This is a genomic window from Nostoc sp. PCC 9305 (assembly GCF_963920915.1).
Lineage (GTDB): Bacteria > Cyanobacteriota > Cyanobacteriia > Cyanobacteriales > Nostocaceae > Nostoc.
The window spans coordinates 1-15,502 of sequence record NZ_CAWUDN010000009.1 but is presented as its reverse complement, the minus strand read 5'-3'; the positions used below and the strand labels follow the sequence as shown (position 1 = coordinate 15,502).

Here is a 15,502-nt window from a genome sequence, read left to right as displayed (position 1 = left end):
GCTATGAGTTATGAATCAATTGCCTGTCTGTACAGTTGGAAAATTGTTCTGGCGATCGCACTTATTAGTCTACCTTTACCAGCGCTGTCAGAAACCAAACAGCTGAATAATTATCAACCACAAATTCTTCAGACAGAGATTAGCGATCGCGATCTAAAAATTATTGAGCAGTTAGTTGCGATCGCTCAACGTCAGTCTTCACAAGTACAGGAGGCAAAAGCTGCAATGGGATGGGGTGCTTTCACCGATGTTTTGAGTGTTGAATTTTCACCATCTCAAAGCACGATCGATTACAACTTACCCGATCTAGTATCTGAAAGTGAGCGCAGTTTTGCGATCGCCATGACAATTGACCCCATTAAAGTTTTGAGCATCATACAGCAATTACCGATAAGAGAAGCTCGCTGGTATGAAGTTAAACAGCAAAAACGGGTAGCAGTTGTACAGTACTACCTTGCTTACTTAAAAGCCCGTCAAGCGACGAAAATAGCTGCTTATCGAATGCAACAGCTTGCTTTGGTGGGAGCAAAAACTGAGCGGATTGCTAGCATGAATTCCCAAGTAACTTTACCCGATCGAGTTAGTCAAATGGCAAATCCCGACTATGTTGCAGCTGCAACGGAAATGCTAAATACAAATGCACGCGATCGCTTGGCATTAGAAGAACTAGCAGCTTGTGTTGGCTTATCTTCCCAAGCAACAATTACACTGCTTGAAGCCAGTAATTTGAACAATGAGTAGATCGATTCCCTCATCAGCCAGAGGATTTTTATCATCCCTAACATTTCCCGTTGCGGGTTTAATTGTGGGATTGCTAATTCTTTTGATTTGTCTAATTTTCAGCGTTTCATTTGGCGCAGCAGATATTCCTCTGCATCAGGTACTCACTGCCTTTATTCAGTTTGACGGTTCCAGAGAACATTTAATTATTCAAACTGTTCGCTTACCGCGATCGCTTTTGGCAATGCTGGTGGGTGCAGCAATGGCTACTGCTGGTGCAATTATGCAGGGTGTGACTCGTAACCCATTAGCCGATCCTGGTATTTTGGGGGTAAATGCAGGTGCAGCTTTTGCTGTAGTCATTAGTATTTTTCTATTTGGAACATCCGCACCAAGTGTTTATATTTGGTGTGCGTTTATTGGTGCAGGTGTCGCGGTTGTCAGTGTCTATATTTTTGCTTCTCTGGGACGTAACGGTATAACTCCCTTAAATTTGACAATTGCAGGTGCCGCTATTAGTAGCTTACTCTCTTCACTAACAACAGGAATTTTAATAGTCAGTAAGCGAACTTTGGAAGAAATTCGCTTTTGGTTAGCTGGTTCCTTAGCAGGTATGGATGAAGGCATGATTTTTCAAGTCTTGCCTTACATTTGTATTGGCACGATCTTGGCATTTAGTTTAGCAAGGCAAATCACTATTTTAAGTCTGGGAGAAGATATTGCTAAAGGTTTGGGTCAACAAACTTTATGGATAAAAATTGCCGCTGCAATCAGTGTTTTACTTTTAGAAGGTAGTTCCGTTGCTGCTGCGGGTTCAATTGGATTTATTGGATTAGTTATACCCCATATCGTTAGATTTGTAGTTGGAGTCGATTACCGTTGGATATTACCGTATAGTGCAATTTTTGGCGGAATATTACTCTTAGTGTCCGATATATTGGCGCGGTTATTAATTCGACCACAAGAAGTACCCGTGGGAATTATGACAGCTTTAGTTGGTGCGCCATTCTTCGTTTACTTAGCCAAATATCAAGTAAAAAAATGAAGAAAAACTCACTGATTTTTCGTTCTACAAAATTAGGATTTTCCTTTCGGATTCAAAACCAAGTTCCCAGCATTTTATTTATCTTGATAATTATCACCTTAGCAGCGATGGTAATTAACACTTCAGTGGGAGAATACCCAACACCACTGCTAGCTGTAATTAAAACTGTACTGGGAATAGATACAGGAAATCCCGATTATGCTTTTGTAATTAATACTCTACGTTTGCCCAGAATCTTAACCGCTTGTTTGGTCGGGATGGCTTTAGCAATTTCTGGCACAATAATGCAAAGTTTAACTCGAAATTCTTTAGCTGACCCCGGAATTATTGGCATTAATTCCGGTGCAAGCCTTGCAGCTGTAAGTGTAATTGTATTATTACCAAATTTTCCAGCAGGAATTTTACCTGTATCAGCTTTTGTGGGTGCGTTAGTTGCATCTTTATTAATTTACTTTTTAGCATGGGATCGGGGACTTCATCCCGTTCGCTTAATTTTAATTGGTGTGGGAATTTCGGCTGTAGCTAGTGCTTTTACTAGTTTAATCGTGACATTTGGTCAAATTGACGATGTAAGTCAGGCTTTAGTTTGGTTAGCTGGTAGCGTTTACGGTAGAACTTGGGAACAGGTTTTTGCTTTTTTACCTTGGATAGTTATATTTGTGCCTTTGGCTTTAATCAAAGCACCAGAATTAAATATTTTAAATTTAGGAGATGATATTGCTAAAGGTTTAGGCAATAAAATTGAATGGCAGCGCAGTTTATTATTATTAATTAGTGCAGCACTTTCTGGTGCAGCAGTAGCAACTGCGGGAACAATTGGATTTGTGGGATTAATTGCTCCCCATATAGCCCGTCAATTAGTAGGTGGAAATCATCAAGGTTTGATTCCAGTAGCGGGAATGACAGGAGCAATGATTGTGGTTTTATCTGATTTTATTGGCAGAATAATTTTTGCTCCTATCGAAATTCCTTGTGGAATTGTTACTGCTGTGATTGGTGCCCCATATTTTATTTATTTATTGATTAACAATCGAAAAAGTCAGACCTAATTCAGTATACTTAATACTAAGTAAGTAGAAAAAAATTATTTTTTAGGTGTAGCATTAATAAAAGCGAATAGTGTGATATGTCATATCTAGGTAATTAGTTATGATTCTCATAGTACTTGCACTCTACGCACTGGCTGGCTCCCCTTAATCCCCTATCTACCTGCGGGAAGGGGAAACTTGCTGATTTAGCTAGGTGGGGTTCTTTGGGTTTTATTAAATAATCAAGCGGATATGATATTACATACTTACAAAATTATCAAAGATTCTCTTAAGTTTCATTATGTCAATGTCATTATTGAGCGATAATTTACATTACGAACTCTCAGCAAATAATTTGACTTTGGGTTATGATAATATAACTATTATTAAGCATTTAGATTTAGATATACCACCAGGAAAAATAACTGCTTTAGTTGGTGCAAATGGCTCTGGAAAATCCACTTTATTACGGGGTTTAGCCAGATTATTAAAACCTCGTGTTGGCACAATTTATTTAGATACAACAGATATCTTTAAGCTATCAACAAAAGATGTTGCTAAAAAGTTAGGAATTCTTACCCAAGGGCCCGTTCCACCAGAAGGATTAACCGTTCGAGATTTGGTAGCTTGTGGAAGATTTCCTTATCAAAATTGGTTGCAGCAATGGACAAAAGAAGATGAAAAATTAGTAGAACTAGCTTTAGAAATTACTGGGATTAAACACCTGTCAGAACGCGAGTTAGATACTCTTTCTGGTGGACAGAGGCAACGTGCTTGGATTGCAATGGCATTAGCTCAAGATACGGATATTTTATTGTTAGATGAACCAACTACTTTTTTAGATTTGGCGCACCAAATAGAAGTTTTAGATTTATTGTATGATTTGAACCAAAACCAGCAACGAACGATTGTCATGGTGTTACATGATTTGAATCATGCCTGTCGTTATGCTGATTATTTAGTAGCGCTGAAAGAAGGTGAAATTTTTGCAGTTGGCGAACCTGATTTGGCGATCACTGAAAAGATGGTAAGGGAGGTATTTGGATTAGAATGTCGGATTATCCCAGACCCGGTTTCTGGTACACCGATGTGTATACCAGTGGGAAGAAAGGGGAAAAAATAGAAACACATCAAAACCTTATACAGCAGAATACAGTTCAGTTAAGCATTTCTTCTTTCTTGTCTTGCAGAGTAGGGAATAAGTTTTCTGACTAGCAGCGATCGCAAAACATCTCGCAGATATGCAATGCTCTCTTCTGAAATTAAATTGCTGTATTTATTGCAGATATCTAATACAGTGGAGAGCGATCGCTCTTTTGTAGATTGTGAATCTCTCCAAGAGATTACAGCGGTTTTCCAGTAATTGAACTACACCACTCCCTACTCCCCGTCTCAGTTGTGGTCTAAAATCATTTTCTTGTAATCAACCCTCTAGATTGCTCCACTAGGCGAATAAACTCACCCCGATAGCCCTCTTGGTCTTCCCCCTTCCCTTGGGTTGCCAATTTCATCACCAAATCATAACTAGCATCTCCCTTATACTCAGAGTCACGCAACACCATCCCAAAGGTCGCTACCGCAGCAGCAAATCTCAGGTTTGTGGAGGGTATCTGGTCGGTTCTCAAATCATCATCTTGGATGGTTTGGGTAATTAGTTGACTGGTGCTGTCCTGGGGCGACTTATAGCGCAGTTTCACCTGCATCAACTCATTACCAGCAGCATCCGAGGCAGTTTCACCAGAACGCTGATACCGCAAAGGGTCTATCTCTGGGAGTTTCACATCGCTTTGTGTACCAGTGGGAATTATTTCATAAAGTGCTGTCACAGAATGACCAGCCCCAATATCCCCTGCATCTTTCTTGTCGTCATTGAAATCCTGGTTTTGCAGCAAGCGGTTTTCGTAACCAATCAATCGATATGCCTGAACTTTCGCCGGATTAAATTCCACCTGAATTTTCACATCTTTGGCAATAGTAAACAGAGTTCCCCTGAGATCGTTAACTAAAACCTTTTTGGCTTCCAAGAGGGTATCGATGTAAGCGTAATTGCCGTTACCCTTATCAGCCAGTTGCTCCATTTTTCCATCCTTATAATTGCCTGTGCCAAATCCTAACACCGTCAGGAAAATTCCCTGCTCTCGCTTTTGTTCAATTAATCGCGTCAGGTCGCCATCACTGGAAACCCCAACGTTAAAATCTCCATCGGTAGCTAAAATGACTCTGTTATTACCAGATTTGAGGAAGCTTTCTTTGGCTATCTTGTAAGCTAGTTCTATGCCCTGACCGCCAGCAGTCGAGCCTCCAGCTTTTAAGCGGTCAATCGCCGCCAGAATTGTTGATTTTTGACTACCAGGAGTAGCTGGTAACACCAATCCAGCATTCCCCGCATAGACTACCAAACTTACCCGGTCTTCAGGACGCAGTTGATTCACCAACAATTTGAGCGACTGTTGCACTAAGGGTAATTTATCCGGGTCATCCATAGAACCGGAGACATCAATCAGAAATACTAAGTTGCTCGGTGGTAAGGTTTTACTTTCAAGGCGTTTACCTTGCAAACCCACCTGTACCAGCTTGTGTTGAGGATTCCAAGGAGCAGCAGCAACTTCGGTGGTGACGGAAAAAGGGCGATCGCCTTTTGGTTGGGGATAATTGTAGGTAAAATAATTGATCAATTCCTCAATTCGCACTGCATCCTTGGGTGGTAATTCTCCTTGAGTAATAAATCGTCGCACGTTGCTGTAAGATGCTGTATCTACATCAATGGAAAAGGTGGAAAGGGGATCGTTACCGACGCGATGAAAGGGATTATCTTCAATCCGGTTATAGTTTTCTGTATTGAATCCGCTATCTATTTGTGGTTCCGGGGCAACCCTTCCAATACTGCCACTTTGGAGTTTAGGCATATTCGCACGGTTAGCAACTTGATCCTGCACAGATGAGCCAGACGGAAGACTAAACGGTGGGGCTGTGGGTACGGCTTGAGTCTTTCGGGTAGACTCAGTTTGAATACGTTCTCTGGTAGGCTGATTCGGAGTGATGGGACTACGAGTTTCCAATTCCTCTATCGGACTTTTTAGGGTTGCTAACTCCGGTGCAAATTCTGACTGCAAGCGTTGCAGAATTTTCATATCTGCTGGGGTAACTATCTTGGGATCGGTCGCTATTAGCTCATTGCTACGATTCACACAGACATTCAAGACTGTGGCAAACTCAGTCCGGGTTACAGGAAGAGTGCCAAAATTTTGGACGGGAACAACACAACTATACTGTTTTACCAATGCCTGGAGTGCTTGGTAGTCAGGGTGATTGGGTAGAATGGAAGTCTTTGGAGTAGAACTGGCAGGAGTCTGATTGGCTGGAACTGCAACCGTAGCAGACTGACGTAAGATCGCAATTCCGACTGACGGTATCAATAAAAACAATATTATAATACTGACTCGCTGCCACATTTTCGACGGAATCGGGTAAGACATGGCTAAATCCTCACACTAAATTTTTTCTGTCACATTTGACTATTTACCTAGAATAGTCCTGAGCAGCTTGGGATTTGATGACCGTTTCAGTTTTGGTAACTGTAATTTATACAACACTAACCATTCTCATCTAGCATTAGGGAATATGACAGTGTTTGTTGGTATCGGCTTAAAAATCTGGGTTAAGTAAATTACTCATTTGTGACAAAGTTGGCGTGAAGTTTGATGAAGTTGTATTAGAGTTAGGAAACTAGGACTTACGCAAGAGCTTTCTGAAACTCTTATTTCTCCGTGTCCTCTGCGCCCTCTGTGGTTCGTTTTTTCATGATTTTGCGTAAGTCCTGGAAACATCAAAAATCGGGAAACCTGGAATTGAAGAAGAATTCAGAAGTCAGAATGGGCTAAACGCCCCGCTACCGCTAACAGGAGTCAGAATCAAGACGCTTGATAGCCTAGCGGTAGCGAATCCTTGAGCGTCTGACTCGCTTGCCGCCGGCGCTATCAGTCGGGGATTCAGACCCGCGACTGAAATTGTTGCACCACAAAGTTTTCAATTTGGTGGGGGTGCAAAAACGCCGATTATTCAAACGCTCTCTACGAGACGCTAAAAGCGTAGCTTGCTTCTCTGTAAGAGTACGAGTACTCGCTTGCCGCCGGCGCTATCCGCCAGTCATACACAATTCAGAATGAATTCTGACTCCTGACCCCTGAATTCTGTTCAATAAAGTTTTACCCGATAAATAAAAACTAATGGATAAACAGCAAATTATAAAACTGCTAATTGGCGATTTGACTTGGCAACGGCTGGTTAAATCTTTAATCTTTATCTATCTATTTTTTGCTGCATTTGTATATTTTCGGGCAGATAGCATGATTTTTCTATCTCAACCTTCTAGCTATCAGGACGATCCAACAATTCTGAAGTTAAGGAGCGGGAAAGATACAAATATCTCAGCTACATACTTATTGAACACTCAAGCTAAATATACTATTCTTTATTCTCATGGTAATTCTGAAGATTTAGGAGATATCAAACAGATTTTAGAAAAATTACACGCATGGGGTTTTAGTGTCTTTGCTTTTGATTATCGCGGTTATGGTACGAGTCAAGGAAAATCGACAGAAAGTCATGCATACGAAGATATCAATAGCGCTTACAATTATTTGACCCAAAATTTAAAAATCCCGCCTGAAAGAATTATAGTTTTAGGGCGTTCGGTTGGCGGTGGTTCTGCGGTCAATTTAGCAATGCAGAAACCAGTAGCTGGTTTAATTATTGAAAGTTCGTTTATTTCCGCTTTTCAAGTAATAGTGCCTTTTCGGATTTTACCTTTTGATAAGTTTCCCAATCTGGACAAGATCAAAAAAGTCAAATGTCCGATATTGGTGATTCATGGAAAAGCAGATAACATAATTCCTTTTGCTCATGGAGAAAAGTTGTTTAAGGCTGCAATATCTCCAAAACTTTCTTTGTGGGTTGAAGAGGCAAATCATAACGATTTATTCTCGATAGCTGAAGAAAAGTATCATCGAACTTTGCAGGAGTTCACTAGCCTTGTCAAGGCAAATCAGCAATTATCCCGTCCCAGTAATTCGTAATTGCTCTTTGTGAAGTCGTTATTGAAACCTAAATAAATTCGGATGAAGTTATGATGTGTAACAAAAGTAACATATCCTAGCATCAGAGATTTCTGACAGAAATCTGTAAAATCAAAAATTCTACAAAGGCGATCGCATGACCAACGGCGTAATAATGCAGTATTACCATTGGTACATCTCCAATGATGGTACGTTATGGGACAAGCTGGATAAAACAGCCAATGAGCTAGCTGATGCAGGCTTCACTGCCTTATGGCTGCCGCCAGCTTATAAGGGCAGTGGTGGAACATGGGATGTTGGATACGCAGTCTACGATTTGTTTGATTTGGGTGAGTTCGATCAAAAAAATACTGTTCGGACAAAATATGGAACACGCGAGCAATACTTGAGAGCTATCAAAACGGCACAACGTGCAGGTATTCAAATCTATGCCGATGTGGTTTTCAACCATAAAGATGGTGGGGATGAAATAGAACGCATCTTTGCCCAAGAAATGGATTGGAATGACCGCAACCGTCCAGTCAGCGATTGGTACGAAATTGCAGCTTATACAAAGTTCAATTTTTCTGGTCGTGGAGATAAATACTCCAGTATGAAATGGTATTGGTGGTGCTTTGATTCATTATCATATAACGCAGATACCAAAAGGGCAGACAAGCTCTACCGCCTTAAAGATAAACATTTTGAGACGGAAGTTAGCCAGGAACACGGCAACTACGATTATTTAATGGCGAATGACCTGGATACAGGTAATGACCTCGTGCGCGGTGAGTTGATGTATTGGGGGCGTTGGTTTATTGACACCACAGGTGTAAATGGCTTTCGCATTGATGCTGTTAAACATATCCGCTCTACTTTTTTCCGTGATTGGTTAAATCACCTGCGAGTTCATTTTGGCGGGCGGGAAATATTTAGTGTTGGGGAGTACTGGTCTCAAGATACCGATGCCTTACACGGTTATATTGCCTCTAGTGATGGGCGTTTGTCGTTATTTGATGTGCCCCTACATTTCAAGTTTCACCAAGCTAGTCGCCAGGGTAGTAGTTTCGATCTGCGATCGATTTTTGATAGAACCCTAGTTAAAGAACAACCTGCCCTAGCTGTTACCTTTGTCGAAAACCATGATACTCAACCTTGTCAATCCCTAGAGTCGCCTGTTGAGCCTTGGTTTAAGCCCTTAGCCTATGCGCTAATCTTATTGCGTCGCGAAGGCTATCCTTGCGTTTTCTATGCAGATTATTACGGGGCACAATATCAAGATAAAGGACGTGATAATACCCTTTACTCTCACCGTTTTTTGATTGACAAGTTCTTGAAGGCGCGTAGAGAATACGGTTTTGGCGACCAGCATGATTACTTTGATCATCCCAATACTATCGGTTGGACGCGCTTGGGTAATAGTAATCATCCAGGTGCAATGGCTGTGGTGCTGACCAATAGTTCACCAGGGAACAAGTGGATGAACGTGTTCCGACCCAATCAGCAATTTTATGATGCCACGGGACATATAAACAATATCATTCACACGAATAACGACGGATGGGGAAATTTCCCATGTCCTGGTGGTTCAATATCGGTCTGGCTACAAAAATAGTTTGAATAGAAAACTAAGGTTAAAGAGGTAGATAGTAAGGAGTTTTCTCCACTATCTACCTCTTTGACAATAGTATTCAACGTAGAAGGGAGCAAAATTTTCAACAGGATTACGGAATTGAGATGACATCGCTTGAAGTCATAATCATCAGTACACAAACTGACTGTGTTCACTGATTTTCTTGCTTGACCAACTCCAAGCAAGAAATCTTGAAATACCCAAATAATTAAAGCTATAAGGAGATAATTAACATGAGCGAGAATAATAACCCACAACCCAAAACAGATAAACCGCAACAACCGCAACCTCCTAATACAATAGGAAGACCAGATAAGACTGAATTGATTAACTCCAAACAACAGCCCACAAAACCATAATTATCAGAGAAATAATTACTTTTACCACAACATTTTATTTATAAATCAATACATTTATTTTTAGGAACGAAACCCAATATTTTCGGTGGTTTGTTGGGTTTCACTTCGTTCAATCCAACCTACGATTATCCTTAACTAAACTGTATTGATTTATAACTAAAATACAAATTCTAGTGTGGAAACCAATAAGAAACTAGAAGTCTGACGAAAATATTCACTTGCTGCTATATTTTGGGAACCATTAGGTTCCATTTTTTTATCTCTAATCCTATTGCTTATTGATTCATTTATTCGATAAGGGTAGGCAAATGGTGAAACAAGTTCTGCCTGACTGCGACTCAAATGAAAGCGTACCGTGATGGCGATTTTCTACAATCCGGCGAACGGTTTCTAAACCAAGTCCTGAACCATGCCCTACTGATTTGGTAGTAAAGAAAGGTTCAAAAATGCGGGTTTTAATTTCAGGTGGAATTCCACTGCCAGAATCGATGATGTCAATATGGGCATAGCGATCGCAATGGTGTGTTGTAATTTCTAGCAGTCCTTTACTATCCATTGCATCAATGGCGTTATCAATTAAGTTCGTCCACACCTGATTCAGTTCGCTGCCATAGGCAAGGATTTTTGGAAGACTTCGATCGTAATTGCGCTGCACTTGGACACCGCACTTGAGTTTATGAACAAACAATCGTAAGGTATCTTCCAAGCCTTGATGTATATCTACTTCTTGCTGAGTGCCTTGATCGAGGTAAGAATAAGATTTCATCGCTTGCACAAGTTCGGAAATCCTCTCAGATCCTCGCAAACCATGTTTAATCATCGACATGACTTCAAAGGAAAGCGCTAGCCAGTGCAATCCCATTTCTCGCAATTCCGTGTCGTCGTTGCGCCAACGTTCCATGAGTTGCTCTAGGGTTTCAACCTCAACACCACCTTCCGCTAAAGGTTCTGCCAATTTCCATGCTTGGTTTACACCATAGTCTTCTAACCATTCCAGCAATATCTCTTCGCGATCGCTTAGTGTCACCGGATCTAGGCGATTATTCAAAATCGCTTCATGGCCTAGATCGCGTACTCTGAACCAGTGTTGAGTATGGGCTTCGTCAACATTGCGTTGCCCATAAACTAAGTTCATCCGTTGTAACTCTAGGATGGCGGCTGGCATTTCTTTTAAAGTCCGAACCAGGGCTGCGGCTGGGTTGTTGAGTTCATGAGCTAGACCGGCGGCAAGTGTCCCTAAAGCTGCCATCTTTTCTCGCCCACGAATGAAAGACTCTAGCCCCCGGACACGACTTTGCATAATTCGGAAGACCATCCGCTCAAAATCACGACATTCATGCAGCAGTTTGCGGAAGTCTTCTCCCTTCATTTCATAGATGTGGCAATTTGAAAATGCCCGCATTGTCACAGGTGCAGGTTCATCTGTGAGTACTGGAATTTCACCAAAAAAGGATGGTGCTTCGTGTTGCCCGATGGGAATTTCCACTCCTTCACTGCGGCGGGTGATGTTGATTTTACCTTTGACTAAGATAAATAAGCGACATACAGGGTCTCCCTCATGGGACAACACTTCTCCGGCAGAAAGTTCAACTGTTTGAGCGCGATCGCAAACCCACTGCAATCGCTCTTTGGGTAGCTGTTGAAATGGGTCTAAGTTGATTAATTCCTCAACACATAACATTAATTAACCTCCTTGAGGGGGCAGGGGGGCAGGGGGGCAGGGGGCAGGGGAGCAGGGGAGCAGGGGGGATAAGAAGGAGGTAGGGTTATAGGTGTGTTTTCCTATGTAGAATTTCGGCTTAAATAATTGAAGAAGGCTTTGTCTAATATCATGTCCGCTTGATTGCTTATTAAACCCGAAGAACCCCACCCCCGCCAAAGCTACGCTTTGTCTCCCCTCCCCGCAAGCCTACCGTGTATACACAAGTCCTAAAAACCTAGCTTGATAGGACTTTCCTCGTTCCCAGGCTCCGCCTGGGAACGCATTCATTGAGTCAAAGACTCAATGTCTGACAGGAAGCAGCAGCCCCTAAATCAGGCATTCCCATGCAGAGCTTGTGTTCGAGATAAACGAAAAAACAATGGAAAATCAAGCTTTTTTCGACTTGTGTATACACGGTAGCCCCGCAAGCGGGGAGGGGATTAAGGGGTGGGGTGCAATGACTGTGGTTAGCATAACTAATTATGCGGACATGATATAAGTTTATCAGAATGCGCAAAAAACCCGATCCGTATATACAGTGGGGATGGATAGGGGTTCGATCGCTCAAGATTTATTAAACCCAGCAGAACGACGATAAAGTAACCAGATAAACAGGGGTGAACCCAGCAAGGCAGTGACGGAACCTACTGGTAGTTCTACTGCTCCTAGTCTAGAGAGTAAATCTGCAAAAGTGAGTAACCATGCACCTGCAAGGGCGGAAAGTGGTAAAACAAAGCGATGATCTGTACCAACAATGAGGCGGACACCGTGAGGGACAACAAGACCGACAAATCCAACCAAGCCACTGATGCTGACTGCACCTGCGGCTAATAGAGTGGCGACACCACCAATTAATAGGCGCGATCGCGTCAACGAAAGCCCTAAACTCATAGCTAAATCATCTCCCAAAGCCAGTATGTTTAGCGATCGCGCTAGCAAGCATCCGCCGATCAATGCAACGATGATATAAGGCCCAGTGGTAGCAATTTCTTGCCAACCCCGTCCATTGAGGCTACCAACCAGAAAACTGAGCGCAATTTGAATTTGCCCATCTTCAGCTAAAAGCAGCAATGTACTTTGTACAGCACCAAATAAAGAACTCACCGCTACTCCGCCTAAAATCAACCGCTCAACAGAAATTCCCGACCCCGAACGACCGAGTAAAATAACGATCGCGGCAGTTAAAATTGCTCCCATCCATGCTGCTAAAGGAATTGCGATCGGGAATATGTGGCACACAATCATCAGAATTACAAGTAGTCCCGCACCTGCTGAAATGCCCAAAATAAATGGATCGGCGAGACTATTACGCAACATTCCTTGCAGCAACGCTCCTGACATTCCCAAAGCTGCCCCGACAACAATCGCAGCCGTAATGCGCGGGAGACGTAAATCCCAGAGAATTGTCTGTTTAATCGGATCGCCTTTGTGGAGTATGGCTTGCCAAAATTCCGACATATTTAAAGGTACTGCTCCTTGAGAAAGGGACAGTGCTAGCGTTACGACTAGTGCTGTACCAAAAAGTAAAACAGCCCAAAATACGCGGTGTTCAGTAAAAATTTTCTGAAATGGTCTAGTCAAATTTATGATATGTATTTTTTTTAAATATAATCTGTCCCAAACAAAGCTGCATTTTAAAGATAGCTTTTCGATGAGGGAGGATAAATCTAAAAATTTGACCTTCAGAAGGTGAAAGTTGACCTTCGGAAGGTGAAAGTTGATCCTCAGAAGCTCAATGTTGACCCTCAGAAGGTGGAAGTTGATCCTCAAAAGCTCAATGTTGACCCTCAGAAGGTGGAAGTTGATCCTCAGAAGCTCAATGTTGACCCTCAGAAGGTGGAAGTTGACCCTCAGAAGCTCAATGTTGACCTTCAGAAGGTGGAAGTTGATCCTCAGAAGCTCAATGTTGACCTTCAGAAGCTCAATTTTTAAGTTTTAACTCCCTCTTCCCCCCTGCTCCCCCGCTCCCCTGCTGCCCTGCTGCCCTGCTCCCCTGCTCCGCTGTCCCCGTACTCCTACGTTAGTTCTAGTCCACCTTGATAGCCAGTAACAATGCGTCCACCATCCTTGAGGATGTGGATTTCTATCTGGTCGCTAGCCCAAGTAATCTGGTCTTGGAAAGCTGGGTTTAACACCCGAACCTTTTGATTGCTAGAAGAGACTGGAGAATTGGGAGAATTAATTGCCAGAGATTGTACAAAAGGCCCGTCAATCAAAATATCGAGTTGTTCTAACAATGCTTGGGAACCTGGCGGTGCAGATTGGGACTGTAGCTGCTTAAGAGTGAACCCAGAAAAAGACATGACATTTAAACCAGCAGCTTTTACCTTCCGGGCTAAAGATGCCAGTGCATCTGCTTGCCAAAATGGTTCTCCACCAGAGAATGTTACACCCGTGTTGCGGCGATTGCTGAGAATATTTTCGGCAAGAGCATCAACAGCAACCAATTGGTTAGGTTCAAAAGACCAGGAGTTAGTATTAAAGCAGCCAGGACACTCACGCAGACAGCCTTGTACCCAGACGACTGCACGACAACCAGGGCCATTAACTTCTGATTGATCGACGTAACCCATAATATTGAGATAGCCTGGGGGAATTTCTATGAGTGCTAGCGATGGGTCAGTTGGCTTAATTTCCATCTCTTTAACTCCTTTTAGCCGTTAACTATTAAATATAGCGAATCTCCACTTATATAATCGTGACAATAGTTATATAAGTAGAGATTTAATTGTTGAAAAAGAATTCAGAAGTCAGAATGGGCTAAACGCCCCGCTACCGCTAACAGGAGCCAGAATGAATCTTGTAGAGTTTTTGTCAAATTTATTACACAATTGCTACAAAAATAAATGATGAGAATTTTCTCATCAAAGTTTCATAAAAGACTCATGTAACTTTGGGAAGCTACTTAAGTTAATATGGCATCCATTCACTGAATAACTTAGGGACATTTAACCATGAAACTGATGGTATATTCCCACGATGGCTTCGGTCTCGGTAATATTCGCAGAATGCTGGCAATCTGCACTCACTTACTTGATTCGATTCCAAAACTCTCTATTTTAGTTGTTTCTGGTTCGCCGATGCTGCACAGCTTTCGGATTCCGAAAAGACTAGATTATATTAAATTACCCTGCTTAAATCGAGCTCCATCAGGTGAAATATCTGTAAAGTATCTGGAGACAGAAGTTAATGAAACAGTGAAATTACGCTCAGAGTTAATTTTATCTGCGATCGCTAATTTTAAACCCGACATATTTCTAGTAGACAAAAAGCCTTATGGTATCCGTAATGAATTAAAAGAGGCTATCAAATATCTCAAAATAAAGTTGCCGGAAACTTCCCTAATTCTCCTGCTGCGCGACATTTTAGATCATCCAGATGTGACAATCCCAGAATGGCAAAAGCATAGTTACTACGAAGCAATACAAAAATTTTACGATCGCGTGCTTGTTGTTGGTAATCCCGAAATTTTCGACATTCGCCAAGAATATCAACTACCGCCAAGGGTTGCCGAGAAGGTGCAGTTTTGTGGCTACATCCGCAAACAACTAGGGCGTAAAAGTCCAAATCTCATTCGTAGTGAGTTGCGATTAAATCCAGAAGAACAACTCGTTTTAGTTACGCCGGGTGGTGGCGAAGATGGTTACAGGTTAATTGACACATATTTATCGAGTTTGGTATTGTTACCAGCGTCCCATAAATTACGAAGTTTAATTATATGTGGCCCAGAAATGCCCCTCGAACACCAAGCTGCACTGAAACTGAAAGCTGCTGTATATCCCCAAGTGCAGATAGACGAATTTACCGATGATTTAATGAGTTACATCGCCGCCGCAGATGCCGTAGTCGCAATGGGTGGCTACAACACAACTTGCGAGATTCTTTCAGTGGGTAAGCCAGCAGTAGTAAGCTGTCGGACATTTAACTTGCAATAATAGCATTACCCTTATTCTTGATTTTT

13 protein-coding genes are annotated in these 15,502 nt (G+C 42.0%); 9 read left to right on the top strand and 4 right to left on the bottom strand.

Annotation, left to right across the window (positions count from 1 at the left end; all coding sequences use genetic code 11):
* Positions 1-3: 3 nt before the first annotated feature.
* The 4 genes from ACM0OX_RS05375 to ACM0OX_RS05360 all read left to right on the top strand — a co-directional run bounded on the left by ACM0OX_RS05375 (position 4) and on the right by ACM0OX_RS05360 (position 3,916).
* Complete coding sequence (locus ACM0OX_RS05375) at positions 4-741, top strand: hypothetical protein (protein WP_414513669.1); 738 nt, start codon at positions 4-6, stop codon at positions 739-741.
* On the top strand, positions 734-1,765 hold the full coding sequence (locus ACM0OX_RS05370) for a FecCD family ABC transporter permease (RefSeq protein ID WP_414513667.1): 1,032 nt from the start codon (positions 734-736) through the stop codon (positions 1,763-1,765). Before ACM0OX_RS05375 ends, ACM0OX_RS05370 begins: the two co-directional genes overlap by 8 nt.
* Complete coding sequence (locus ACM0OX_RS05365; RefSeq protein WP_414513665.1) at positions 1,762-2,814, top strand: FecCD family ABC transporter permease; 1,053 nt, start codon at positions 1,762-1,764, stop codon at positions 2,812-2,814. The genes ACM0OX_RS05370 and ACM0OX_RS05365 overlap by 4 nt, the downstream gene beginning before the upstream one ends.
* 280 nt (positions 2,815-3,094) lie before the next feature.
* Positions 3,095-3,916: an ABC transporter ATP-binding protein gene (locus tag ACM0OX_RS05360; protein WP_414513663.1), complete on the top strand. Its 822-nt coding sequence runs from the start codon at positions 3,095-3,097 to the stop codon at positions 3,914-3,916.
* A 286-nt stretch (positions 3,917-4,202) separates the two neighbouring features.
* Here ACM0OX_RS05360 and ACM0OX_RS05355 read toward each other — a convergent pair whose 3' ends face one another.
* Positions 4,203-6,269 carry a YfbK domain-containing protein gene (locus ACM0OX_RS05355; protein WP_414513661.1) on the bottom strand — a complete coding sequence of 689 codons (2,067 nt, stop codon included), beginning with the start codon at positions 6,267-6,269 and terminating at the stop codon, positions 4,203-4,205.
* A 750-nt stretch (positions 6,270-7,019) separates the two neighbouring features.
* Here ACM0OX_RS05355 and ACM0OX_RS05350 point away from each other — a divergent pair.
* The 3 genes from ACM0OX_RS05350 (at position 7,020) to ACM0OX_RS05340 (ending at position 9,839) form a co-directional block, all read left to right on the top strand.
* Positions 7,020-7,868, top strand: coding sequence for an alpha/beta hydrolase (locus ACM0OX_RS05350; RefSeq protein WP_414513659.1), 849 nt, complete (start codon positions 7,020-7,022; stop codon positions 7,866-7,868).
* A gap of 136 nt (positions 7,869-8,004) precedes the next feature.
* Positions 8,005-9,462 (top strand): alpha-amylase, encoded by a 1,458-nt coding sequence (locus tag ACM0OX_RS05345; protein WP_414513657.1) that lies wholly within the window; start codon positions 8,005-8,007, stop codon positions 9,460-9,462.
* Positions 9,463-9,713: 251 nt separating this feature from the next.
* Positions 9,714-9,839, top strand: a complete 126-nt coding sequence (locus ACM0OX_RS05340; protein WP_414513655.1) for a hypothetical protein — start codon at positions 9,714-9,716, stop codon at positions 9,837-9,839.
* 283 nt (positions 9,840-10,122) lie between these two features.
* Here ACM0OX_RS05340 and ACM0OX_RS05335 read toward each other — a convergent pair whose 3' ends face one another.
* Both ACM0OX_RS05335 and ACM0OX_RS05330 read right to left on the bottom strand, forming a co-directional pair.
* Positions 10,123-11,520, bottom strand: a complete 1,398-nt coding sequence (locus tag ACM0OX_RS05335) for an ATP-binding protein (RefSeq protein WP_414513654.1) — start codon at positions 11,518-11,520, stop codon at positions 10,123-10,125.
* Between the two features lie 585 nt (positions 11,521-12,105).
* Positions 12,106-13,122: a FecCD family ABC transporter permease gene (locus tag ACM0OX_RS05330; RefSeq protein ID WP_414513653.1), complete on the bottom strand. Its 1,017-nt coding sequence runs from the start codon at positions 13,120-13,122 to the stop codon at positions 12,106-12,108.
* A 129-nt stretch (positions 13,123-13,251) separates the two neighbouring features.
* On the opposite strand from ACM0OX_RS05330, the gene ACM0OX_RS05325 reads away from it, so the two are divergent.
* Positions 13,252-13,473 carry a hypothetical protein gene (locus ACM0OX_RS05325; protein ID WP_414513651.1) on the top strand — a complete coding sequence of 74 codons (222 nt, stop codon included), beginning with the start codon at positions 13,252-13,254 and terminating at the stop codon, positions 13,471-13,473.
* An 83-nt stretch (positions 13,474-13,556) separates the two neighbouring features.
* On the opposite strand, the gene ACM0OX_RS05320 is transcribed toward ACM0OX_RS05325, so the two are convergent.
* Positions 13,557-14,180 carry a 4Fe-4S single cluster domain-containing protein gene (locus tag ACM0OX_RS05320; RefSeq protein WP_414513649.1) on the bottom strand — a complete coding sequence of 208 codons (624 nt, stop codon included), beginning with the start codon at positions 14,178-14,180 and terminating at the stop codon, positions 13,557-13,559.
* Positions 14,181-14,495: 315 nt separating this feature from the next.
* Here ACM0OX_RS05320 and ACM0OX_RS05315 point away from each other — a divergent pair, with 315 nt between their 5' ends.
* Positions 14,496-15,476 (top strand): glycosyltransferase family protein, encoded by a 981-nt coding sequence (locus tag ACM0OX_RS05315; protein WP_414513647.1) that lies wholly within the window; start codon positions 14,496-14,498, stop codon positions 15,474-15,476.
* Positions 15,477-15,502 lie beyond the last annotated feature (26 nt).